Origin of the sequence: Blastococcus sp. TML/C7B (assembly GCF_016612845.1) — a bacterium.
Classification (GTDB): domain Bacteria; phylum Actinomycetota; class Actinomycetes; order Mycobacteriales; family Geodermatophilaceae; genus Blastococcus.
Genome location: NZ_JAEOAA010000001.1, coordinates 636813 through 656436, shown reverse-complemented (window position 1 = coordinate 656436; position 19624 = coordinate 636813). Strand labels below are relative to the sequence as shown.

Here is a 19624-nt window from a genome sequence, read left to right as displayed (position 1 = left end):
CAGCACACGGGTCGACATCGACCGCCCCTGAGCCGCGACCGCTGGGCACCTGGGGCAGAGTGGGGAGGCCGGAGGACACCAGCGGACGGGGAGCCAGTGATCGACAAGCGGGTCGGGTCGCTGACCGAGGCGGTCGCCGGGATCGCCGACGGCGCGACGGTGCTCGTCGGCGGGTTCGGCAACTCCGGGATCCCGGTGGAGCTGGTGCACGCCCTGCTCAACGAGGGCGCCCGCGACCTGACGCTGGTGACCAACAACGCCGGCAGCGGGGAGACCGACGTCGCCGCCCTGCTGCGCGAGCGCCGGGTGCGCAAGATCATCTGCTCCTACCCGAGGTCCAGCGGCTCGGTGTGGTTCGAGGAGCGCTACCGCGCGGGCGAGATCGAGCTGGAGCTCGTCCCGCAGGGGACGCTCACAGCGAGCGGATGCGCGCCGCCGGCGCCGGCCTGGGCGGCTTCTTCACCCCCGCGGGCGCGGACTCGCTGCTCGCCGAGGGCAAGGAGGTGCGGGTCATCAACGGCCGGCGGCACGTCTTCGAGGAGCCGCTGCACGGGGACGTCGCGCTGATCAAGGCGCGCAAGGCGGATCGCTGGGGCAACCTCGTCTACTCGACGGCGGCCAGGAACTTCGGCCCGACGATGGCCACCGCGGCGGCGCTGACCGTCGTCCAGGTGCGCGAGTTCGTCGAGCTCGGCGACCTCGACCCGGAGTGCGTCGTGACCCCCGGCATCTTCGTCGACCGCGTCGTGGAGGTCCCCGCATGAGCCGGCTCGCGCTCACCGACATGGCCCGGCGCGTGGCCCGCGACATCCCCAGCGGCGCCTACGTCAACCTCGGCATCGGCATGCCCACGCTGGTGGGCCAGGTCGTCTCGCCCGAGAAGGAGATCGTCTACCACTCGGAGAACGGCATCCTCGGGATGGGGCCGGCGCCCGCGCCCGGTGAAGGCGACCCCGAGCTGATCAACGCCGGCAAGCAGCCGGTCACCCTGGTGCCCGGCGGCTCGTTCTTCCACCACACCGACTCGTTCATGATGATGCGCGGTGGGCACATCGACGTCACCGTGCTCGGCGGGTTCCAGGTCTCGGAGAAGGGCGACCTGGCCAACTGGGCGACCGACGACGTCGGCCACCCGCCGGCGGTCGGCGGCGCCATGGACCTCGCCGTCGGCGCCAAGCGGGTGCTGGTGCTGATGACGCACACCACCAAGGACGGCCGGCCCAAGATCCTGCCGCTGTGCACGTACCCGCTCACCGCGGCGGCCGTGGTCGACCGGATCTACACCGACCTGGCGGTCATCGACGTCGTGCCCGGGGGGCTGCTCGTGCGCGAGGTGGTCGAGGGCCTGGGCCGTGACGAGCTCCAGGAGCGCACCGGCGCCCGGCTCTCCTTCGCCGACGACGTCGTCCCGCTGGTACCCGGCGCGGTCTGACGGGGGCGGCGTGCGCACCGCCGAGAACCGGAACGCTTCGAGCCCGTAGTGTTTCTGCGCTGACCGGTCCGGGCACCGCCCCGGTCATGCTCGCGGAGTGCACCGTGGTCGTGCCCACGGTCGGGCGGCCCTCGCTCGACGTGCTCCTGGACGCGCTCGCCACCGCCTCCGGCCCGCGCCCGGCCGAGCTGGTGCTGGTCGACGACCGCCCCGCCGGACCGCCGCTGGCGCCCGAGCGCCCCGGCCTCCCGCCGGTCCGCGTGGTCCGCACCGGGGGCGGGGGCCCCGCCCGCGCCCGCAACCTCGGCTGGCGCACCGCGCGCACCCCGTGGATCGCGTTCCTCGACGACGACGTCGTCCCCGATCCCGACTGGTACGCCGCGCTGGACCGCGATCTCGCCGAGCTGCCGGCCGACGTCGCCGGCAGCCAGGGCCGGGTGCGCGTCCCGCTGCCGGAGGACCGCCCGCCCACCGACTGGGAGCGGCGGCACCGCCGGCCTGGCCACGAGCTCCTGGATCACCGCCGACCTGGCCTACCGCCGGGCCGCGCTCTCCGCTGTCGGCGGCTTCGACGAGCGCTTCCCCCGCGCCTTCCGCGAGGACTCCGACCTGGCGCTGCGGATCACGGCCACCGGCGCGCGCCTGGTCCGCGGGGAGCGGTGGATCACCCACCCGGTGCGCCCCACCGACCGCTGGGTGAGCGCCCGCGTGCAGGCCGGCAACGCCGACGACGTCCTCATGCGGCGGCTGCACGGGCCGGGCTGGCGCGCTCCGCACCGGGCGAACGCCCCGCTCGGCCGCCGCCCCCAGCACACCGCCGTCACCGCCGCCGCGGTCGCCGCCGCGGGCCTCGCGCTCAGCGGCCGGCCCCGGGCCGCCCTCGCCGCGGCCGGCGCCTGGGCCGCCGGCACCGCGGAGTTCGCCTGGCGCCGCATCGCGCCCGGGCCGCGCACCCGCGATGAGGTGCGCACGATGCTCGCCACCAGCGCCGTCATCCCGCCCCTGGCGACGTGGCACTGGCTGCGGGGCGTCGTGCGGCACGTCGGCGTCCGGCCGTGGCGCGGGCTGCCCGACCTCGTGCTCTTCGACCGCGACGGCACGCTGGTCCGCGACTACCCCTACAACGGGGACCCGGCGCTGGTGAGGCCGGTGGACGGCGCGAAGGCGGCGCTGGACGCGCTGCGCGCCCGCGGCGTGCGGGTCGGGGTGGTCAGCAACCAGTCCGGCGTGGCCCGCGGGATCATCATCCGGGCGCAGGTCGACGCCTGCATGGCGCGGCTCGCGGAGCTGCTCGGCCCGTTCGACACGCTGCAGGTCTGCCCGCACGGCCCGGACGACGGCTGCACCTGCCGCAAGCCCGCGCCCGGCATGGTGAAGACCGCCTGCGCCGAGCTCGACGTCGACCCCGCGCGGTGCGTGGTCATCGGCGACATCGCCGCCGACGTCGACGCCGCGGCCGCCGCCGGCGCCACCGGGATCATGGTGCCGACGCCGGTCACCCGGAAGGCCGAGGTCGCCGCGGCCGCGCACGTCGCGCCGACGCTGACCGCCGCGGTCGACGACGTCCTGGGCGGCCGGTGGTGACCGCCCGCCCGGTACCGGGACCCCGGACGGTGCTGGTCGCCCGGCTGGACAACGCCGGCGACGTCCTCCTGCAGGGCCCGCTGGTGCGTGCCGTCGCGCACGGCGCCGAGCGCGTGGTGTTCCTCGCCGGGCCGGCCGGGGCCGCCGCCGCCGAGCTGCTGCCCGGCGTCGACGAGGTCTGGACGTGGGCCTGCCCGTGGATCCTCGGCGACCCGCCCCCGGTGGACGCCGACGACCTCGCCGCCCTCACCGAGCGGATCCGGGGACTCGCACCCGACGAGGCGGTCGTCTCCACCTCGTTCCACCAGTCGCCGCTGCCCCTGGCCTTGCTGCTGCGCACCGCCGGCGTGCGACGCATCTCCGCGATCAGCGTCGACTACCCGGGCTCGCTGCTCGACGTCCGGCACGCCGTCGACGACGACCTGCCCGAGCCCGAGCGGGCCCTCTCGCTGGCCCGCGCCGCCGGGTTCGAGCTGCCGCCCGGCGACGACGGCCGGCTGGCGCTGCGCCGCCCGCTGACCCTTCCGCGAGATCTGCACACTCGCGGCATCCGCAGCGCGGAAAGCCACGAGTGCGCAGATCTCGTGGACCTGGCGCCGGGGTACGTCGTCCTGCACCCGGGGGCGTCGGTACCCGCCCGGGCCTGGCCGCCGGAGCGCTGCGCGGAGGCGGTTGAGGCGCTCGCGGACGCCGGGCACCGGGTCGTGGTCACCGGCGGGCCCGGCGAGCGCGCGCTGACCGCGCGCGTCGCCGGCACCCGCGGGCTGGATCTCGGCGGTGCGACGACGCTGGCGGAGATGGCCGCGCTGCTCGACGGGGCGGCCGCGGTCGTCGTCGGCAACACCGGCCCGGCGCACCTGGCCGCCGCCGTCGGGACGCCGGTGGTCTCGCTGTTCGCCCCCGTCGTCCCCGCGAGCCGGTGGGCGCCCTACGGCGTGCCCACCGTGCTGCTCGGCGACCAGTCCGCCCCCTGCCGCGGCACCCGCGCCCGCGTCTGCCCCGTGCCCGGCCACCCCTGCCTGACCTCCGTGACCGCCGACGACGTCGTCGCGGCCGTCGGGAAGCTGGTGGACGCATGAAGGTGCTGGTCTGGCACGTGCACGGCTCGTGGACGACGGCCTTCGTCCAGGGCGGCCACGAGTACCTGCTCCCGGTGGTCGAGGGGCGCGGGCCGGACGGGCTCGGCCGCGCCCGCACCTGGGACTGGCCGGCCTCGGCGCGGGAGGTGACGCCCGAGCAGCTGCGGGCCGAGCAGCCCGACGTCGTCGTCCTGCAGCGGGTGCGCGACCTGGAGCTGGTCCGCGAGTGGCTGGGCCGCGAGCCCGGCCGCGACCTGCCGGCGGTCTTCCTCGAGCACAACGCCCCCGGCCTGGACGACGGAGCCGCACCCGTTCCCCACACCCTGCACCCGGTGGCCGGGCGGTCGGACATCCCGATCGCGCACGTCACGCACTTCAACCGGCTCTTCTACGACAACGGCCGGGCGCCGACGACGGTGATCGAGCACGGCATCGTCGACCCCGGCGAGCGCTGGACCGGCGAGCTCGCCCGCGCGGCCGTCGTCACCAACGAACCGGTGCGCCGCGGCCGGACCGTCGGCGCCGACCTGCTGCCGGGGCTGGCCGCGGTCGCGCCGGTCGACGTCTTCGGCATGGGGTTGGCCGGGCTGCACGAGCGGTACGGGCTGGACCCCGCGCGGGTGGCGCTGTTCGACGACCCGCCGCAGGCCGCCATGCACGCCGAGCTGGCCCGCCGCCGCGTCTACGTGCACCCGGTGCGCTGGACCTCCCTCGGGCTCTCGCTGCTCGAGGCGATGCACCTGGGCATGCCGGTGGTGGCGCTCGCCACGACCGAGGTGGTCGAGGCGGTGCCGGCCGGGGCGGGGCTGATCAGCACCCGGGCCCGAGCGGCTGTGGGAGGGCGTGCGCACCTTCCTGCACGACGACGACGCCGCCCGGCTCGCCGGCAAGGCGGCCCGCGCCGCGGCGCTGGAGCGCTACGGGCTCGGCCGCTTCCTGCGCGACTGGGACGAGCTCCTGGCGGAGGTGACCCGGTGAACATCCACCTGGTGAGCGAGCACGCCAGCCCGCTGGCGGCCATCGGCGGCGTCGACGCCGGCGGGCAGAACGTGCACGTGGCCGCGCTCGCGGCCGGCCTGGCCCAGCGCGGGCACGACGTCACGGTGCACACCCGCCGGGACGACGCGGCGCTGCCCGAGCGCGTCGTCCTGCAGGACGGCTACGAGGTGGTGCACGTGCCCGCCGGGCCGGCCCGTGAGCTGCCCAAGGACGACCTGCTGCGGCACATGCCCGAGTTCGCCGCGAACCTGCGGCGCACGTGGGCCGCGCACCCGCCGGACCTCGTGCACGCGCACTTCTGGATGAGCGGCCTGGCATCCGTCGCCGCGGCCGGTGCCCTCCCGGTCGTGCAGACCTTCCACGCCCTCGGCTCGGTCAAGCGCCGCCACCAGGGCGACGCCGACACGTCGCCGCCGAACCGGATCGCGCTCGAGCGCTCGCTGTGCGGCACGGTCGACCACGTCGTCGCGACCTGCACCGACGAGGTGTTCGAGCTGCGCCGGCTCGGGCTGAGCGCCGACCGCGTCTCGGTCGTGCCCTGCGGCGTGGACACCGCCGTCTTCACCCCCGACGGCCCCGTCGCGCCCCGCACCGGCCGCCGGCGGCTGCTCGTCCTCGGGCGGCTGGTCGAGCGCAAGGGGCAGGACGACGCGGTGCGGGCGCTGCGGGCGGTGCCCGACGCCGAGCTGGTCGTCGTGGGCGGCCCGCCGCCCGACCGGGTCGACGCCGACCCCGAGGTGCGCCGGCTGCGGGCGATCGCCGCCGAGGCCGGGGTGGCCGACCGGCTGGTGTTCGCCGGTTCCGTGGCGCGCGCCGACGTCCACCGCGTGGGTGCGCTCGGCCGACGTGGTCCTCGCCGTCCCCTGGTACGAGCCGTTCGGCATCACGCCGCTGGAGGCGATGGCCTGCGGCCGTGCGGTCGTGGCCACCGCCGTCGGCGGGCTGCAGGACAGCGTCGTCGACGGCGTGACCGGTGACCTCGTGCCCCCGCGGGACCCGGAGCGGCTCGGCGCGGTGCTCGCCGCGCTGCTCGCCGACGACGCCCGCCGCACCGCCTACGGCGCCGCCGGGGTGGCGCGGGCCCGCGACCGCTACCGGTGGAGCCGCGTCGCGGCCGACACCGAGTCCGTCTACCGGCAGGTGCGCACCGGCCGCCGTCTCGTGGAGGTCCTCCGATGAGCCGCCCGCACTCCTTCTTCGAGAACGTGGCCGCCGAGGTCCCCGACCCGGCGACCTGCACCCACCTCACCGGCGCCGACCACGTCGCCTCGCTGACCGCCGCGCTCGGCTCGCTGCACGGTCAGCTCGACGTCCTCGACGACTGGGGGCGGCTGCTCGCCGGCGTGCTGTGCGGGGAGGGCCGCGGCCGGCTGCTGGCCGCCGGCAACGGGGGCAGCGCCGCCCAGGCGCAGCACCTCACCGCCGAGCTGGTCGGGCGGTACCGGGCCGACCGGCCGCCCTTCTCGGCGATCTGCCTGACCGCGGAGACCTCGTCGCTGACCGCGATCGCCAACGACTACCCGGCCGACGAGCTCTTCGCCCGCCAGGTGGAGGCGCACGGCCGGCCCGGCGACGTGCTGGTGCTGCTCTCGACGTCGGGCCGCTCGCCGAACGCCGTCGCGGCCGCCCGCCGCGCCCGCGCGTGCGGCATCACGACCCTGGCCATGACCGGTCCGGGCCCGAACCCCCTGGCCGCCGCGGCCGACGACGCGATCTGCATCGACAGCCCGTGGACGGCGACGGTGCAGGAGTGCCACCTCGTCGCGCTGCACCTGGTCTGCGCCGCCTTCGACGCGGCCGTGCTGGCCGAGCCCTCCCGCGTGCCGGCGGGCCCGGCGCTGGGCCCGGTCCGGTGAGCGGGCGCACGGGCTCGGCCGGCCGGCCGCTGGTCGTCGTCGGCGACGCGCTGCTCGACGTCGACCTGGTCGGCAGCGCCTCGCGGCTCACCCCCGACGCGCCGGTGCCGGTGGTCGAGGACGTCGAGCGCCGCGAGCGCCCCGGCGGGGCCGCGTTGGCCGCGGTGATCGCCGCGGCCGCGACCTCCCGCGAGGTGGTGCTGGTCGCCCCGCTGGACTCCGACGAGGGCGCCGGCCGGCTGCGGGCGCTGCTCGACGGGCGGGTGCGGCTGATCGCGATCCCGGCCGGCGGGGGCACCGCGGTCAAGCAGCGCATCCGGGTGGGTGACCACTCCGTCGCCCGGCTCGACAGCGGCGCCCCCGTGGCCGAGCTGGGCGCGCTGCCGGCCGAGGCCGCCGACGCCATCCGCGACGCCGCCGCCGTGCTCCTCGCCGACTACGGCCGGGGGACGACGGCCGCCGCCGACGTGCGCGCCGCGCTGGCCGCCGCCCGCGGGCCGGTCGTGTGGGACCCGCACCCGCGCGGCGCCGACCCGGTGCGCGGCGTCCGGCTGGTCACACCCAACGGCGCCGAGGCCGCCCGCGTCGTGCCCGACGTGCCCGGCGAGGGGCTGGCCGCCGTCGGCGCGCGGGCCGAGGTGCTGATCGGGCGCTGGGGGGTCGGGGCGGTCGCGGTGACCATGGGTGCCCGCGGGGCGCTGCTCTCCTACGGCCCGGGGGCGCCGATGGTCGTGCCCGCGGTGCCGGTGACCGGCGGCGACCCCTGCGGCGCCGGCGACTCGTTCGCTGCGGCGGCCGCGCTGGCGCTCGCCGACGGCGCCGTCACCGGGGAGGCCGTCGCGTCGGCCGTCGCGTTCGCCTCCGCGTTCGTGGGCCGCGGCGGCGCCACGGCGTGGGACCGGGAGACGCCCGACGTCGTCGTCGCCCGACCTGGAGCCGAGGGCGTCATCGCGCGGGTGCGGGCGGCCGGCGGCACCGTCGTCGCCACGGGGGGCTGCTTCGACCTGCTGCACCCCGGGCACGTCGCCACGCTGCGCGCCGCGCGCGGGCTGGGCGACTGCCTGGTGGTCTGCATCAACTCCGACGACTCCGTCCGCCGGCTCAAGGGCCCGTCGCGACCGCTCACCAGCGCGCCCGACCGGGCCCGCGTGCTCGAGGCGCTGGAGTTCGTCGACGCCGTCGTCGTGTTCGAGGAGGACACCCCCTCGGCCGTGCTCGAGCGGCTGCGCCCGGACGTGTGGGCCAAGGGCGGCGACTACGCCGGCGCCGACCTGCCCGAGGCGGCGGTGCTGCGCAGCTGGGGCGGGCAGGCCGTCGTCCTGCCCTACCTCGACGGGCACTCGACCACCGCCCTGGTCGAGCGCTCCCGCGTCTGATGGACCACCCCGCCCCAGGGACTTCCTGTACAGAAAGTCCCGACCCCGTGGGACTTTCTGTACAGAAAGTCCCGACGGCGGTGGTGCTGCGGCCGCTCGGGCTGGGGGACCTGCTCACCGCGGTGCCCGCGATCCGCGCCGTTCGGGCCGCGGTCCCCGGGCACCGGCTGGTCCTGGCGACGACGGAGGCGCTGCGCCCGCTCGCCGGGCTGATCGACGCCGTCGACGAGGTGCTGCCCGCCCGCGAGCTCGAGCCGCTGGACTGGACCGGCCCACCGCCCGTGCTCGCCGTCGACCTGCACGGCAAGGGCCCCGCCTCGCACGTCGTCGTCGCCGCCCTGCACCCGGAGCGGCTGCTGACCTTCGACAGCCCCGGCTACCCCGGGCCGACGTGGTACCCCGACGAGCACGAGGTCCGGCGCTGGTGCCGGCTGGTCGCCGAGGGGCTGGGCGTCGCGGCCGACCCCGACGCGCTCGACCTCGCCGTCCCCCGGGTGCCGCGGGCGGTGCGGGACGTCGCGGTCGTGCACCCCGGCGCCGCCTACCCGAGCCGGCGCTGGCCGGCCGACCGGTTCGCGGCCGTCGCCCGCCATCTGGCGGCCGCGGGGCACGACGTGCGGATCACCGGCGGCCCCGACGAGGTCGAGCTGGCCCGCGCGGTCGCCGAGGCCGCCGGGCTCGGCCCGGACGCCGTGCTGGCCGGGCGGACGACGTCGCTGGAGCTCGCCGCCGTCGTCGCCGCGGCGCGGGTCGTGGTCTGCGGCGACACCGGGGTGGCGCACCTCGCGACCGCCTACCGCCGTCCCTCGGTGGTGCTGTTCGGCCCGGTGTCACCCGCGCTGTGGGGCCCGCCGGACCGCTCGCAGCACGTGGTGCTCTGGCACGGCGGCGTCCACGGCGGCAGCGGCGACCCGTGGGGCAGCGAGCTCGACCCCGCGCTGGCGGAGATCACCGTCGACGAGGTGGTGAACGCCGTGCAGTCCCTCCCGTGAGGACGTGGACTGCTCCCCAGGGGACTTTCGGTACCGAAAGTCCGCTCGTCCCCGGGACTTTCTGTACCGAAAGTCCGCGCTTGATCGGGACTTTCGGTAACAGAAAGTCCCTAGCCGCGCTGGCGGAGGGCGTCGAAGAGCACCGTCTGCAGGTCGTTCTCGTCGAGGGCGGAGTAGGCGTCACCGCCGGTCGCCTCGCCGATGGACTGCAGGGCGCTCAGGTCGGCGTCCGGGCCGAGGGCGATGCCGATGACCTTCACCGGGCGGCCGGGGTCGGCCTCGGAGGCGAGGGTCTGCAGCAGCCCGTCCAGGCCGATGCTGCCGTCGTCCTCGTCGGTGCCGTCGGTGATGATCACGACGGTGTTGACCGCGGTCGGGTCGTAGTCGACGCGGGCCTTGCGGACGGCGGCCAGCACCGTGTCGTAGAGCCCGGTGCCGCCGGGGGAGAGGCGGGTCGGGAACGAGTCCGCCTGCTCCTGGAGGATCTCCCGCTGCGTACGGCCGTCGATCTCGGTGTCGAGCACGCGGGTGGGCACCAGTTCCTGCCAGTCGGTGCCGCCGTCGAGCTCGCGGGCGAACACCCACAGGCCCAGCGCCGAGCGCCCCGGGATGAGCGCCAGCGCGCTCTTGGCGGCGTCGCGGGCCAGCGTGGCGCGGGTGCCGCCGCCGCCCACGTTCGCCTCCATCGACGCCGAGACGTCGACGACGGCCAGCAGCCGGGAGGGCGCGGCCAGCGCGGCCAGCCGGGAGAGCAGTGCCTGCACCTCGTCGGGGTCCAGCGGCACCTCCTCCGGGGCCTCCTCGCGGATGCCGCTCTCCTCACCGGCCGCGGGGGGTGCGGTGCCGTCGGCGTCCCGGAACCCGGCCTCGCCGGCGGCGGTCCGCGCGTCGGCCGAGGTCAGGACGGCGACGACGGAGTCGACGGCCCGGCTCTGGTCGCCGCTGGGCGAGCCGACCCGGACGACGGGGTAGTCGAGCACCGGCGAGCCGCCCTCGGGGTAGACCGCGGTGAGGGCGGAACCGGCGTCGGTCGCCCGCGCGGCGTAGACCGCCTGCTCGGTGACGGGCACCAGCGGGGCGTCCGCGCTGCCCCCGGCGGCGGCGTCCAGGGCGCTGGAGGCGCCCCCGGCGCCGCGGTCGGCGGCCAGCACGGCCTGGACGACGGCGGTGTCGCCCGCGTCGGCGTCGCCGGCGGAGGTCATGAGCGCGGAGAGGGCGGCCAGCGCCTCGCCGCTGGAGGCGATGTCGGGCATGGCGACCGGCTGGTCGCCGGTGAGCGCCTCGGCCCACGTCGGCGGCGCGTCGGCCCAGCCCTGCGCGTCGACGACGGCGGTGCTGGTGCCGAGGACGACCGGCGAGGTGGCCAGCGACGAGTCGGGGGAGAGCTCGGCGTCCCCGGCGCGGGGGAACCAGATCGAGGAGTCGGGCACCCAGACGTCGGGCAGCGCGTCGTCGTCCAGGGCGCTCAGGTCACCAGCGGTCTGCAGCGGGCTCTGGGCGGTCACGTCGGCGGTGACGCAGCCGTCGGCACCCAGCGCATCGGGATCGGAGAGGAGCCCGTCGACGAGGTCGGCGATCTCGGGGGTCACCGTGACGGCGACCGTGGAGCGCGTCGCGCAGCTCTCGTCGTCGCCCCCGGCCAGCCACCACACGAGTCCGCCGGCGAGGAGGAGGACGACCACGGCCCCCGCGGCGGCGACCCACAGCGTGGGGAACGGGCGGCGGTTCTCGGTCGGGTCAGCGTGGCGGCCCATGCTCGCTCTCTGTCATCGACTCGGTGACGGGCGCGGCCCCCCGGCCCGCGGTGGCCAGCCTAGTGGGAAGCCGCCGCACCGCCGCCCGGCCCGCCGGATCAACCGGCGCGCACCTCGTCCCGGGCCAGCTGCTCGGCGAACCAGGCCACGGTCCGGCGCAGCCCGACCTCGCTCGGCACCGAGGGCCGCCACCCCAGCAGCTGCTCGGCGCGGGTGGTGTCGGGGCGGCGGACCTTCGGGTCGTCGACGGGCAGGTCGATGAACTCGACGGGTGAGTCCGAGCCGGTGAGCTCGACGATCCACTCGGCCAGCCGCAGCATCGACAGCTCGTCGGGGTTGCCGATGTTGACCGGGCCGGGGTGCTCGGAGAAGGCCATGGCGAGGATGCCCGTGACGGTGTCGTCGACGTAGCAGATGGAGCGGGTCTGCGAGCCGTCGCCGGCGACGGTGAGGGGGCGGCCGGCGAGCGCCTGGCCGACGAAGGCGGGGATGGCCCGGCCGTCGTCGGCGCGCATCCGCGGTCCGTAGGTGTTGAAGATGCGGACGATCCCGGTGTCGGTCCCGCGGGAGCTGCGGTAGGCCGTCGTCAGGGCCTCGCTGAACCGCTTCGCCTCGTCGTACACGCCGCGCGGGCCGACCGGGTTGACGTTGCCCCAGTACTCCTCGGGCTGGGGGTGCACCAGCGGGTCGCCGTAGACCTCCGACGTCGAGGCCAGGACGTACCGGGCGCCCTTCTCGCGGGCCAGGCCGAGCGTGTGCAGCGTGCCGAGGCTGCCGACCTTGAGCGTCTCGATCGGCATCCTCAGGTAGTCCAGCGGGCTGGCCGGCGAGGCGAAGTGCAGGACGAGGTCGACCGGGCCGGGCACGTGCACGTAGTCGGTGACGTCGCAGCGCACCAGCCGGAAGCCGGGGCGCTCCAGGAGGTGCACGACGTTCTCGGGCGAGCCGGTGAGGAAGTTGTCGAGGCACACGACCTCGACGCCGCGGTCGAGCAGGTGCTCGCAGAGGTGCGAGCCGAGGAATCCGGCGCCGCCGGTCACCACCGCGCGCCGGTTGTCCCGCGCCGCCCGCACCGGCTCCGCCATGCCCGCTCCCTCGGTCGCCGCGGCGCCCGGCGAGGCGCTCGCGCAGGCCGGACTCCTACCCGGCCGGCGTGGAGTGACACGCGTCGTCCGCGACGGCGTCGGGAGGGTACCCGGCGTCGAGAGCGCCGCCGGGGACGGCGACGATTAGGTCACGAGTACGTCCGAAAGCGCCGGGCCTGTCGTGCGTCGGGTCACAATGGGCTCACCGCACAGTCATGGTGGCGACGTGTTGTGCTGTACGTCACGTCGGAACCGTCCGGTCGGAAAAGGAGCTCGAGTGCAGGCGTTCGACACCGAGGTCACGTCGTGTCTGGTCGACCTGGCCCCGATGCTGCTCGAGCAGCTGGACTCGATGACCGACCGGATGATGGACGTGCTCTCGCGCACCGAGCCGTCCTACCGCGAGCTCATCGAGGCGTCCGGCGAGGAGCTGCGCGGCTCGACCCGCGACAACCTCGAGCACGGCCTGCTCGCGCTCGTCGGCGCCCCCGTCGCCGACCGGCCGGCGCTGCACGCGGCCCGCGAGATCGGCCGCCGCCGCGCCGCGCAGGGCATCCCGCTGGAGGCGGCGCTGCGCGCCTACCGGCTCGGCGGGCAGGTGACCTGGGAGGCGCTGCTCACGGTCTCGGCCCAGGCCGGCGGCCGGCACGACACGCTGCTGCTGCAGGTGGCCGGCACCGTCTGGCGCACCAACGACATCGAGTGCGCGGAGCTCGCCGAGGGCTACCGCGAGGAGCAGCGCCGGCTGGCCGGGGTGGACGAGGAGACCCGCCGCCGCGTGCTCGACGGGCTGCTCGACGGCCGCGGCGACGACCCCGCGTTCGTGCGCACCGCCGCCGACCTGCTGTCCATGCCGCTCGACGGCCGGCTGATGGCGGTCGTCGCGCTGCCCGCCGAGGACGACGAGCCGGGGCTCGACGGCGTCGGGCCCGAGCTGCTGCGCCACGGCGTCCGCTCGGTGTGGGGCACCCGGTCGGGCGCGCAGGTCGGCGTGATCGCCCTCGGCGCGCTCGGCGCCAACGAGGTCCGGGCCCGGTTGCAGGCGCTGACCACCGGCCCGGTCGGGGTCTCCGCGCCGGTCGACGGCGCCGCGATGGTGAGCTCGGCCTACCGGCTGGCCGAGACGGCCGCCCGCACGCTGCCGCGCGGCACCCGCCGCGTCGTCACCATCGACGAGCGGCTGCCCGAGGCGCTGCTGAGCAACTCACCGGAGATCAGCTCGCGGCTGGTCGGGCAGACGCTGGGCGGGCTGCTCGCGCTGCCGCAGGACGAGCGCGACGTGCTGCTGGACACGCTCGCCGCGTTCCTCGCCTCGGACGGCTCGCCGACCCGGGCGGCCGACGAGCTGTACTGCCACCGGAACACGGTCATGCATCGGCTGCGGCGGATCGAGCAGGTCACCGGCCGCACCGTCGCCGACCCGCGCGCGCGCCTGCAGTGGCAGCTCGCCCTGCTGGGCGCGCAGCACGGGCGGCCGGCCGCTCGGTCGGCCTAGCCCGCCCGGGGGCTCACTGCAGGTAGTTCTCCACCTGCGGCTCGGGGCGGAGCTCCGCCTCGTCGGGGTTCTCGTCGTACTGGCGCTTGGCCCGGCGCTGCCGGAGCAGGTCCCACAGCTGGTCCAGGTCGGCCTCGAGCTTGGTCATCCGGGCCCGCGTCTCGTCGGTGTGCTCGGTGCTGTCCCGGAGCCGGTGCTCCTCGTCGACGAGCGCGTGGATGCGGCTGAGGATGTCGGTCTCGTCCATGCCCGGGTGCCTGCCCCTCCACGGCGGACCGAAACGGTCAGGCGGGCACCCAGCCCTCGAGGAACGCCGCCAGCCGCCCGGTGACCGCGCCCCCGGCCCGGCCCAGCGCCAGCAGCGCGGCCCGCTCGAGCGGCATCCGCACCGACCGGCGCCCGGTCTCCCGGGTGACGACGGCGTGCCCGGCGGCCACCAGCTCCGGCCACGGGCGGGCGAGCTCGGCGCGCACCCGGTCCAGCGCCGCCCCGGTCGGGCCGGCGTTGCCCTCGACCATCGCGGTGACGAACGCCGGGTCGCTGCCGATGACCCGGGTGCCGGAGCCGAAGCTGCCGGCGGCCAGCGCGAGGGCGAGCGGGCCGGCCTCCGCGGCCGCGGTGGCCAGGGCGGCGGCGAGCAGGTGCGGCACGTGGCTGATCGCGGCGACCGCGGCGTCGTGCTCGGCGGCCGTCGCGGGCACGACCTCCGCGCCGACGGCGAGCGCGACCTCGGCCACCCGCAGCCACCGCGCGAGGTCGGTGTCCGGCTCCAGGCACAGCGCCCAGCGCCGGCCGGCGAAGAGCGCGGGGTCGACGGCGGTGTGGCCGGAGCGCTCGGTGCCGCACATGGGGTGCCCGCCCACGAACCGTCGTCCGAGCGCCGGGGTGAGCGCTTCGAGCACGGGGGTCTTCACCGAGCCGAGGTCGGTGACGGTGGCGTCTGGGTCGACGGCGAGCCCGTCCAGCGCCGTCGCCATGGCGGGCAGCGGCACCGCCAGGACGACGACACCGGAGACCTGCTGGGAGATCGTCACCCCGCGGGCGGCCGCGGCGTCGCGCGCGGCGGGGTCGACGTCCCAGCCGGAGACGGCGCGACCGGCGGCGACCAGCGCCGCGGCCAGCGAGCCGCCCAGCTGCCCCAGCCCCACCACGGAGACCGGCGGTGCGGGCATCGTGGGCACCGGGAACGACGGCGTCCCGGGCGGAGCGGTCCCGGAACCTGCGGCATCGGCCATGATCAGAGGCTATGACCCCCAGGTCGTTCCTCCTCACGCCACGGCTCGCCGACTACGTGCGCGCCTCCTCGGACCCCCTCGACGACGTCGCGGCCGATCTCGTGCGCGAGACCGCGGAGCTCGCCGGCCGCGGCGAGGTGTCGGCGACGATGCAGATCGCCCCCGAGCAGGGCGTGCTCATGCAACTGCTGACGACGGCGCTCGGCGCGCGCACCGCGATCGAGATCGGCACGTTCACCGGGCTCTCCGCGCTGTGCATCGCCCGCGGGCTGCCGGCCGGCGGAATGCTGCTCTGCCTCGACCGCGATCCCGAGGTCACGGCGGTGGCGCGCCGGTACTGGGAGCGCGCCGGGGTGGCCGACCGGATCGAGCTGCGGCTGGGCGACGCGCTGCCCGCGCTGCGGTCGCTGCCCGCCGAGCCGGCCTTCGACCTGGCGTTCGTCGACGCCGACAAGACCGGCTACGCCGCCTACGTCGAGGAGCTGCACCCGCGGCTGCACCCGAACGGCGTCGTGCTGCTGGACAACACGCTGCGCGGCGGCCGGGTGCTGGAGCCGCAGGACGAGGACGACGGCGCGCTCGCCGCGCTCAACGCCGCCCTGGCCGCGGACCCGCGCTGGGAGACCGCGCTGCTGCCGCTGGCCGACGGCCTGACCCTGCTGCGCAAGCGGTGAGCGCGCTCGAGGGCGGGCCGACGGCCTCGGGCAGCTTCGCCGTGCGGGTCGCGCGGGAGGGCGCCCGCTGGCGGGTGGAGCTGCTGGCCGACGACGCCGGCGACGAGCTGCCGGTGCTGGAGCGCGCGCTGGGCGAGTTCGACCGCGCCGCCTGGCCGCCGCCGTTCGTCGTCGTGGTCGACTCGCGGCTGTACTTCGTCGTCCTGCGGCACGGACCCGAGGGCATGGTCCGCGCGCTCATCTCCGACGCGACGATGCTCGAATGGGTGCTCGCCGCCGAGGTGGTGGAGCGGTACGGGATCGGCGTCGACACCGACGGCGCCTTCGACGACGACGAGAGCGGCTGGCCCGGTGGCGACATGGACGTGTTCGCCGACGACGGGCTGCCCGCGGAGGAGCTGAGGACGATCGTGACAGCGGATGACCTGTGGGCCGAGGAGATGGTGGAACGGATCGCCGCCCGCCTCGGGTTCGCCGACGAGCTGGCCGCGGCGGTGACCGCGTGAGCGCTCCGGCGGCCGGCACCGTCTCGGCGGTGGTCTTCGACCTCGGCGGGGTGATCACCGAGAGCCCGATGATCGCCTTCGCCGCCTACGAGCGGGAGGCGGGTCTCCCGGACGGGCTGATCCGGCAGCTGAACTCCACCGACCCCGACACCAACGCCTGGGCGCGCTTCGAGCGCAACGAGCTCGACGTGGCCGGGTTCTCCGCGGCGTTCGAGGCCGAGGCGGCGGCTCTGGGGCACACGCTGGACGCGAGCCGCGTGCTGGCCGCGCTGCGGGGCGAGGTGCGGCCCGCCATGGTCGAGGCGATCCGCCGGCTGCGCGCGGCGGGCCTGCCGCTGGGCATGGTGTCGAACAACGTCTCGCCGATGGAGCGCGGCGGCCGGATGGACGACATCCTGGACCTGTTCGACGTCATCGTGGAGTCCTCGATCGAGGGCATCCGCAAGCCCGAGCCGGAGATCTACGTCCGGGCGCTGGACCGGCTCTCCGACGCCGTGGGCCGGCGGATCGAGGCGACCGACTGCGCCTACCTCGACGACCTGGGCATCAACCTCAAGCCCGCGCGGGCGCTGGGCTTCTCCACCATCAAGGTCGTCGACCCGGCCGTCGCGATCGCCGAGCTGTCCGCGCTGGTCGGTTTCCCGCTGGACGAGGCCGCGTGAGCCGACCGGCACATCCGTTCCCGGGACAGTTGGGTTCTGCCCGCGGTGGTGGGCAGAACCCAACTGTGCGCGGAGCGCATGCGTGACGCTCGACCTCGACGCGGCCATGGGCCGGGCTCTCGAGCTCGCGGCCGCCGCGCAGGAGTGGGGCGACACCCCGATCGGGGCCGTCGTCCTGGGGCCGGACGGCGTGGTGCTGGCCGAGGCGGCCAACGAGCGGGAGAAGACCGGCGACCCGACGGCGCACGCGGAGGTGCTGGCGCTGCGGGCGGCCGCGCGGGTGCACGGCGACGGCTGGCGGCTGACCGGCTGCACGCTCGTGGTCACCCTCGAGCCCTGCACGATGTGCGCCGGCGCCAGCGTGCTCTCCCGCGTCGACCGCGTGGTCTACGCCGCCGACGACCCCAAGGCGGGCGCGGCAGGGTCGCTCTGGGACGTCGTCCGGGACCGGCGGCTCAACCACCGGCCGGTGGTCACCGCGGGCATCCGGGCCGAGGAGTCCGCCACGCTGCTACGTGCGTTCTTCCGCGCGCAGAGGGGCCTGTAGTCTCTTCGGCGGTGGCGTGTCCGAGCGGCCGAAGGAGCACGCCTCGAAAGCGTGTGAGGTTCACAGCCTCCGTGGGTTCAAATCCCACCGCCACCGCAGTCCGACGGCGGCGTCTCCTCACGGGGGCGCCGCCGTCGCCGCTTTCCGGGGCCGGTCGGGGCCGGGCCGGGGCCGCTCGGGGCCGATGACGCCCTACCGGGCCTCGTCCCGGTCCAGCAGCAGCCGGCCGTCCGCGCCGGCCACGAAGCGCAGCTCGTGCTGCTCGGTCTCGCGGGAGCCGTCGGGCCGCACGTAGGTGATGTCGACCGTCGCGCGGTCGTCGCCGTCGGCCTGCACGTCGCTGATCTGCACGGCCGAGAAGTCGTCCCAGAAGCCGGCGAACCGCTCCAGCGGGAACTCCTCCTGGAACGACGGGCTGGTGAGCCGGTGCGCCGCCGCCAGGTCGCCGGGGACGAGGGCGAAGAAGGCCCGCGTCGCCGCGGCCGGGTCGCCCGCGGTGGGCGCCCCCTCGTCGGCGGGCTGGTCGCCGCCGCCGGCGGCGCCTCCGGTCGTGCCGTCGCCGTCCGCCGATCCGGTGGACGGCGCCTCGGAGGACGGCGCCTCGGAGGACGGCGCGGCCGAGGACGTCGCCTCGGAGGACGGCGCGGCGGACGACGACGGCGTGCTTCCCGCCTGCGGGTCGCCGTCGTCGCCGTCCGGGCGGAGGAGCAGGAAGCCGACCAGCCCGACGATCACCAGGGCGACCAGCGCGGCGGCGAGCCACGCGGCCCGGCGGCCGCGGCGGGCAGGGGCCGGTGTGACCCGGGGCCGGGCGGCCGCGGGGGCAGCCGCGGCCGGGGCAGCCGCGGCCGGGGGAGGCGTGGCGGGGGCGGGCTCGGCGGTCGCGTCGTCCGCACCGGCGGCCGCTGCGACGGGGAGGACCTCGGTGCGCGGCCGACCGCCGGCCGGGCGCAGGTCGGTGCGCGCCAGCAGCACCGTCGTGGTGTCGCCGCTGCGGCCGGCGGCCAGCCGGGCGAGCTCGTCACGCACCTCGGCCATGGTGGGCCGCTCGGCGGGATCGGCCGCGAGCATGCGGGTGAGGGGACCGGAGAGCGAGCCGGCCCGTACCGGCGGCCGGATCGAGCCGCCGGCCACCTTGTGCAGCATCGCCAGCGCGTTGTCCTCCATGCCGAAGGGCGGCTGGCCCTCCAGGCAGGTGTACAGCGTCGCGCCCAGCGAGAAGACGTCGCTGGCCTCGCCCATCTCGGCGCCCTGCGCGACCTCGGGGGCCAGGAAGGCCGGCGTCCCGGTGATCTGGCCGGTCTGGGTGAGCGTGACGTCGCCGTGGGCGTGCGAGATCCCGAAGTCGGTGATCTTGACCAGGCCCTCGATCCGCTCGCCCCGGCCGATGAGGACGTTCGCCGGCTTCACGTCGCGGTGCACGATGCCGGCGGCGTGCGTGGCGGCGAGCGCGTCGGCGACCTGGGCGCCGATCTGCGCCACCTGGTCCACCCGCAGCACGCCGTCGGCGCTGACCACCTCGGCGAGGCTGCGCGAGGGCAGGTACTCCATGACCAGCCACGGGACCTCGCCCTCCTGGGCGACGTCGTACACCGAGATCGCGTGCGGGTGGCTCAGCCGGGCGGCGATCCGGCCCTCGCGCAGGGCGCGCTGCCGCTGCTGCTCGGCCAGCACCGGGTCGCTCTCGGAGACGAGCACCTGCTTGACCGCGACCTGCCGGCCCAGCAGTTCGTCGAGGGCCAGCCAGACCGCGCCCATGCCGCCGCCGCCGATCTGCGACTGCAGCCGGTAGCGCCCGGCGACCAGCCGGCCGGGCGTGGTGAGGGATGTGGACATGGGGGTGTCGGGGTCGACCGCGTGGTCAGGCGCCCGTGGGCTCCCCGTACCGGCGCACGTACTCGTCGCGGGCCCCCGCGGGGAGGGCGTCGAAGAGGGCGCCGAGCTCGGCGTGCACCGCCGGGTCGAGGTCGTCGAAGATCTGCGCCCACGTCGGGGGCTCGTCGTAGCTGCGGGTCACCAGCAGCTCCCAGGCCTGCGACTGGCGGTCGCGCTTCTGCCGGTCGGCGACGAAGTCCGACAGGTAGGAGTCCTTGGCCGCGGCCTTCTCCGCGGCGGTCGCGCCCTCCGGCAGGGCGGCGGCGTCGCCGCCCTTGAGGACGCCGACGATCGCCTCGACGACGTCGGGCCGCACCTGCGTGTCCTCGCTCATGTCCGTCTCCTCCTCCGGTCGCCGCGCGGCGCGTTCTCCGGGGCCACCCGATCGTTGCGTGCGGGGATGCCCGCAGGTCGCGACACTCAACCACCCGGGCGGCCCGGGAACCGCGTCGTTCCGGGTCTGAGCCCCTAAC

20 protein-coding genes, 1 tRNA gene and 2 pseudogenes are annotated in these 19624 nt (G+C 76.4%); 17 read left to right on the top strand and 6 right to left on the bottom strand.

The genetic code is table 11. The annotated features are described in order from the left end of the window. Positions 1–96: 96 nt before the first annotated feature. The 11 genes and pseudogenes from JKP76_RS20210 to JKP76_RS03200 form a co-directional block, all read left to right on the top strand. A pseudogene (locus JKP76_RS20210) lies at positions 97–360 on the top strand (CoA-transferase); the annotation flags it as partial. 65 nt (positions 361–425) lie between these two features. Continuing rightward, the gene (locus tag JKP76_RS20205) at positions 426–764 is read left to right on the top strand and encodes a 3-oxoacid CoA-transferase subunit A (RefSeq protein ID WP_242471169.1); all 339 of its coding nucleotides are present in this window, start codon (positions 426–428) and stop codon (positions 762–764) included. Then, a complete protein-coding gene (locus tag JKP76_RS03235; RefSeq protein WP_200489526.1) occupies positions 761–1432 on the top strand; it encodes a 3-oxoacid CoA-transferase subunit B in 672 nt (223 codons plus the stop codon). Before JKP76_RS20205 ends, JKP76_RS03235 begins: the two co-directional genes overlap by 4 nt. Positions 1433–1518: 86 nt before the next feature. Then, positions 1519–1935 (top strand): annotated as a pseudogene (locus JKP76_RS23835) (glycosyltransferase family 2 protein); the annotation flags it as partial. Between the two features lie 172 nt (positions 1936–2107). Further along, the gene (locus JKP76_RS20200) at positions 2108–3016 is read left to right on the top strand and encodes an HAD-IIIA family hydrolase (RefSeq protein WP_309232826.1); all 909 of its coding nucleotides are present in this window, start codon (positions 2108–2110) and stop codon (positions 3014–3016) included. A gap of 29 nt (positions 3017–3045) precedes the next feature. Continuing rightward, on the top strand, positions 3046–4095 hold the full coding sequence (locus JKP76_RS03225; RefSeq protein WP_200489525.1) for a glycosyltransferase family 9 protein: 1050 nt from the start codon (positions 3046–3048) through the stop codon (positions 4093–4095). Then, positions 4092–6071 carry a glycosyltransferase gene (locus JKP76_RS22060; RefSeq protein WP_309232825.1) on the top strand — a complete coding sequence of 660 codons (1980 nt, stop codon included), beginning with the start codon at positions 4092–4094 and terminating at the stop codon, positions 6069–6071. The genes JKP76_RS03225 and JKP76_RS22060 overlap by 4 nt, the downstream gene beginning before the upstream one ends. Then, on the top strand, positions 5977–6273 hold the full coding sequence (locus JKP76_RS22055) for a glycosyltransferase (RefSeq protein ID WP_309232950.1): 297 nt from the start codon (positions 5977–5979) through the stop codon (positions 6271–6273). Before JKP76_RS22060 ends, JKP76_RS22055 begins: the two co-directional genes overlap by 95 nt. Continuing rightward, positions 6270–6950, top strand: a complete 681-nt coding sequence (locus tag JKP76_RS03210) for an SIS domain-containing protein (RefSeq protein ID WP_200489524.1) — start codon at positions 6270–6272, stop codon at positions 6948–6950. Before JKP76_RS22055 ends, JKP76_RS03210 begins: the two co-directional genes overlap by 4 nt. Next, a complete protein-coding gene (rfaE2, locus tag JKP76_RS03205) occupies positions 6947–8326 on the top strand; it encodes a D-glycero-beta-D-manno-heptose 1-phosphate adenylyltransferase (RefSeq protein WP_200489523.1) in 1380 nt (459 codons plus the stop codon). Before JKP76_RS03210 ends, rfaE2 begins: the two co-directional genes overlap by 4 nt. A gap of 47 nt (positions 8327–8373) precedes the next feature. Then, positions 8374–9318: a glycosyltransferase family 9 protein gene (locus JKP76_RS03200; protein WP_309232824.1), complete on the top strand. Its 945-nt coding sequence runs from the start codon at positions 8374–8376 to the stop codon at positions 9316–9318. A gap of 110 nt (positions 9319–9428) precedes the next feature. Here the strand turns inward: JKP76_RS03200 and JKP76_RS03195 are convergent, their stop codons facing one another. Further along, positions 9429–11072, bottom strand: a complete 1644-nt coding sequence (locus JKP76_RS03195) for a VWA domain-containing protein (RefSeq protein ID WP_200489521.1) — start codon at positions 11070–11072, stop codon at positions 9429–9431. 98 nt (positions 11073–11170) lie between these two features. Continuing rightward, a complete protein-coding gene (locus JKP76_RS03190) occupies positions 11171–12157 on the bottom strand; it encodes a UDP-glucuronic acid decarboxylase family protein (RefSeq protein ID WP_200489520.1) in 987 nt (328 codons plus the stop codon). Between the two features lie 277 nt (positions 12158–12434). Here JKP76_RS03190 and JKP76_RS03185 point away from each other — a divergent pair, with 277 nt between their 5' ends. After that, the gene (locus JKP76_RS03185; protein WP_200489519.1) at positions 12435–13652 is read left to right on the top strand and encodes a CdaR family transcriptional regulator; all 1218 of its coding nucleotides are present in this window, start codon (positions 12435–12437) and stop codon (positions 13650–13652) included. A gap of 13 nt (positions 13653–13665) precedes the next feature. On the opposite strand, the gene JKP76_RS03180 is transcribed toward JKP76_RS03185, so the two are convergent. Further along, a complete protein-coding gene (locus JKP76_RS03180) occupies positions 13666–13899 on the bottom strand; it encodes a DUF2630 family protein (protein ID WP_200489518.1) in 234 nt (77 codons plus the stop codon). Positions 13900–13936: 37 nt separating this feature from the next. Then, positions 13937–14887 carry a prephenate dehydrogenase/arogenate dehydrogenase family protein gene (locus JKP76_RS03175; protein ID WP_200489517.1) on the bottom strand — a complete coding sequence of 317 codons (951 nt, stop codon included), beginning with the start codon at positions 14885–14887 and terminating at the stop codon, positions 13937–13939. An 11-nt stretch (positions 14888–14898) separates the two neighbouring features. On the opposite strand from JKP76_RS03175, the gene JKP76_RS03170 reads away from it, so the two are divergent. The 5 genes from JKP76_RS03170 (at position 14899) to JKP76_RS03150 (ending at position 17372) form a co-directional block, all read left to right on the top strand. Then, a complete protein-coding gene (locus tag JKP76_RS03170; protein WP_200489516.1) occupies positions 14899–15561 on the top strand; it encodes an O-methyltransferase in 663 nt (220 codons plus the stop codon). Next, a complete protein-coding gene (locus tag JKP76_RS03165) occupies positions 15558–16067 on the top strand; it encodes a tRNA adenosine deaminase-associated protein (RefSeq protein WP_200489515.1) in 510 nt (169 codons plus the stop codon). Before JKP76_RS03170 ends, JKP76_RS03165 begins: the two co-directional genes overlap by 4 nt. Then, a complete protein-coding gene (locus JKP76_RS03160) occupies positions 16064–16729 on the top strand; it encodes an HAD-IA family hydrolase (protein WP_200489514.1) in 666 nt (221 codons plus the stop codon). The genes JKP76_RS03165 and JKP76_RS03160 overlap by 4 nt, the downstream gene beginning before the upstream one ends. 82 nt (positions 16730–16811) lie before the next feature. Continuing rightward, positions 16812–17276 carry a nucleoside deaminase gene (locus JKP76_RS03155; protein WP_309229403.1) on the top strand — a complete coding sequence of 155 codons (465 nt, stop codon included), beginning with the start codon at positions 16812–16814 and terminating at the stop codon, positions 17274–17276. Between the two features lie 10 nt (positions 17277–17286). Then, positions 17287–17372: transfer RNA gene (locus JKP76_RS03150), tRNA-Ser, on the top strand. Positions 17373–17468: 96 nt separating this feature from the next. On the opposite strand, the gene JKP76_RS03145 is transcribed toward JKP76_RS03150, so the two are convergent. Together JKP76_RS03145 and JKP76_RS03140 are read right to left on the bottom strand one after the other, a co-directional pair. Continuing rightward, a complete protein-coding gene (locus JKP76_RS03145) occupies positions 17469–19112 on the bottom strand; it encodes a serine/threonine-protein kinase (protein ID WP_200489513.1) in 1644 nt (547 codons plus the stop codon). A gap of 25 nt (positions 19113–19137) precedes the next feature. Further along, on the bottom strand, positions 19138–19485 hold the full coding sequence (locus JKP76_RS03140; protein WP_200489512.1) for a hypothetical protein: 348 nt from the start codon (positions 19483–19485) through the stop codon (positions 19138–19140). Positions 19486–19624 lie beyond the last annotated feature (139 nt).

Coding starts and splice junctions, on each gene's coding strand:
- JKP76_RS20205 (WP_242471169.1), top strand. CDS start 426: ATGCGCGCCGCCGGCGCCGGCCTGGGCGGCTTCTTCACCCCCGCGGGC.
- JKP76_RS03235 (WP_200489526.1), top strand. CDS start 761: ATGAGCCGGCTCGCGCTCACCGACATGGCCCGGCGCGTGGCCCGCGAC.
- JKP76_RS22060 (WP_309232825.1), top strand. CDS start 4,092: ATGAAGGTGCTGGTCTGGCACGTGCACGGCTCGTGGACGACGGCCTTC.
- JKP76_RS03210 (WP_200489524.1), top strand. CDS start 6,270: ATGAGCCGCCCGCACTCCTTCTTCGAGAACGTGGCCGCCGAGGTCCCC.
- JKP76_RS03195 (WP_200489521.1), bottom strand. CDS start 11,072: ATGGGCCGCCACGCTGACCCGACCGAGAACCGCCGCCCGTTCCCCACG.
- JKP76_RS03190 (WP_200489520.1), bottom strand. CDS start 12,157: ATGGCGGAGCCGGTGCGGGCGGCGCGGGACAACCGGCGCGCGGTGGTG.
- JKP76_RS03180 (WP_200489518.1), bottom strand. CDS start 13,899: ATGGACGAGACCGACATCCTCAGCCGCATCCACGCGCTCGTCGACGAG.
- JKP76_RS03175 (WP_200489517.1), bottom strand. CDS start 14,887: ATGGCCGATGCCGCAGGTTCCGGGACCGCTCCGCCCGGGACGCCGTCG.
- JKP76_RS03170 (WP_200489516.1), top strand. CDS start 14,899: ATGACCCCCAGGTCGTTCCTCCTCACGCCACGGCTCGCCGACTACGTG.
- JKP76_RS03145 (WP_200489513.1), bottom strand. CDS start 19,112: ATGTCCACATCCCTCACCACGCCCGGCCGGCTGGTCGCCGGGCGCTAC.
- JKP76_RS03140 (WP_200489512.1), bottom strand. CDS start 19,485: ATGAGCGAGGACACGCAGGTGCGGCCCGACGTCGTCGAGGCGATCGTC.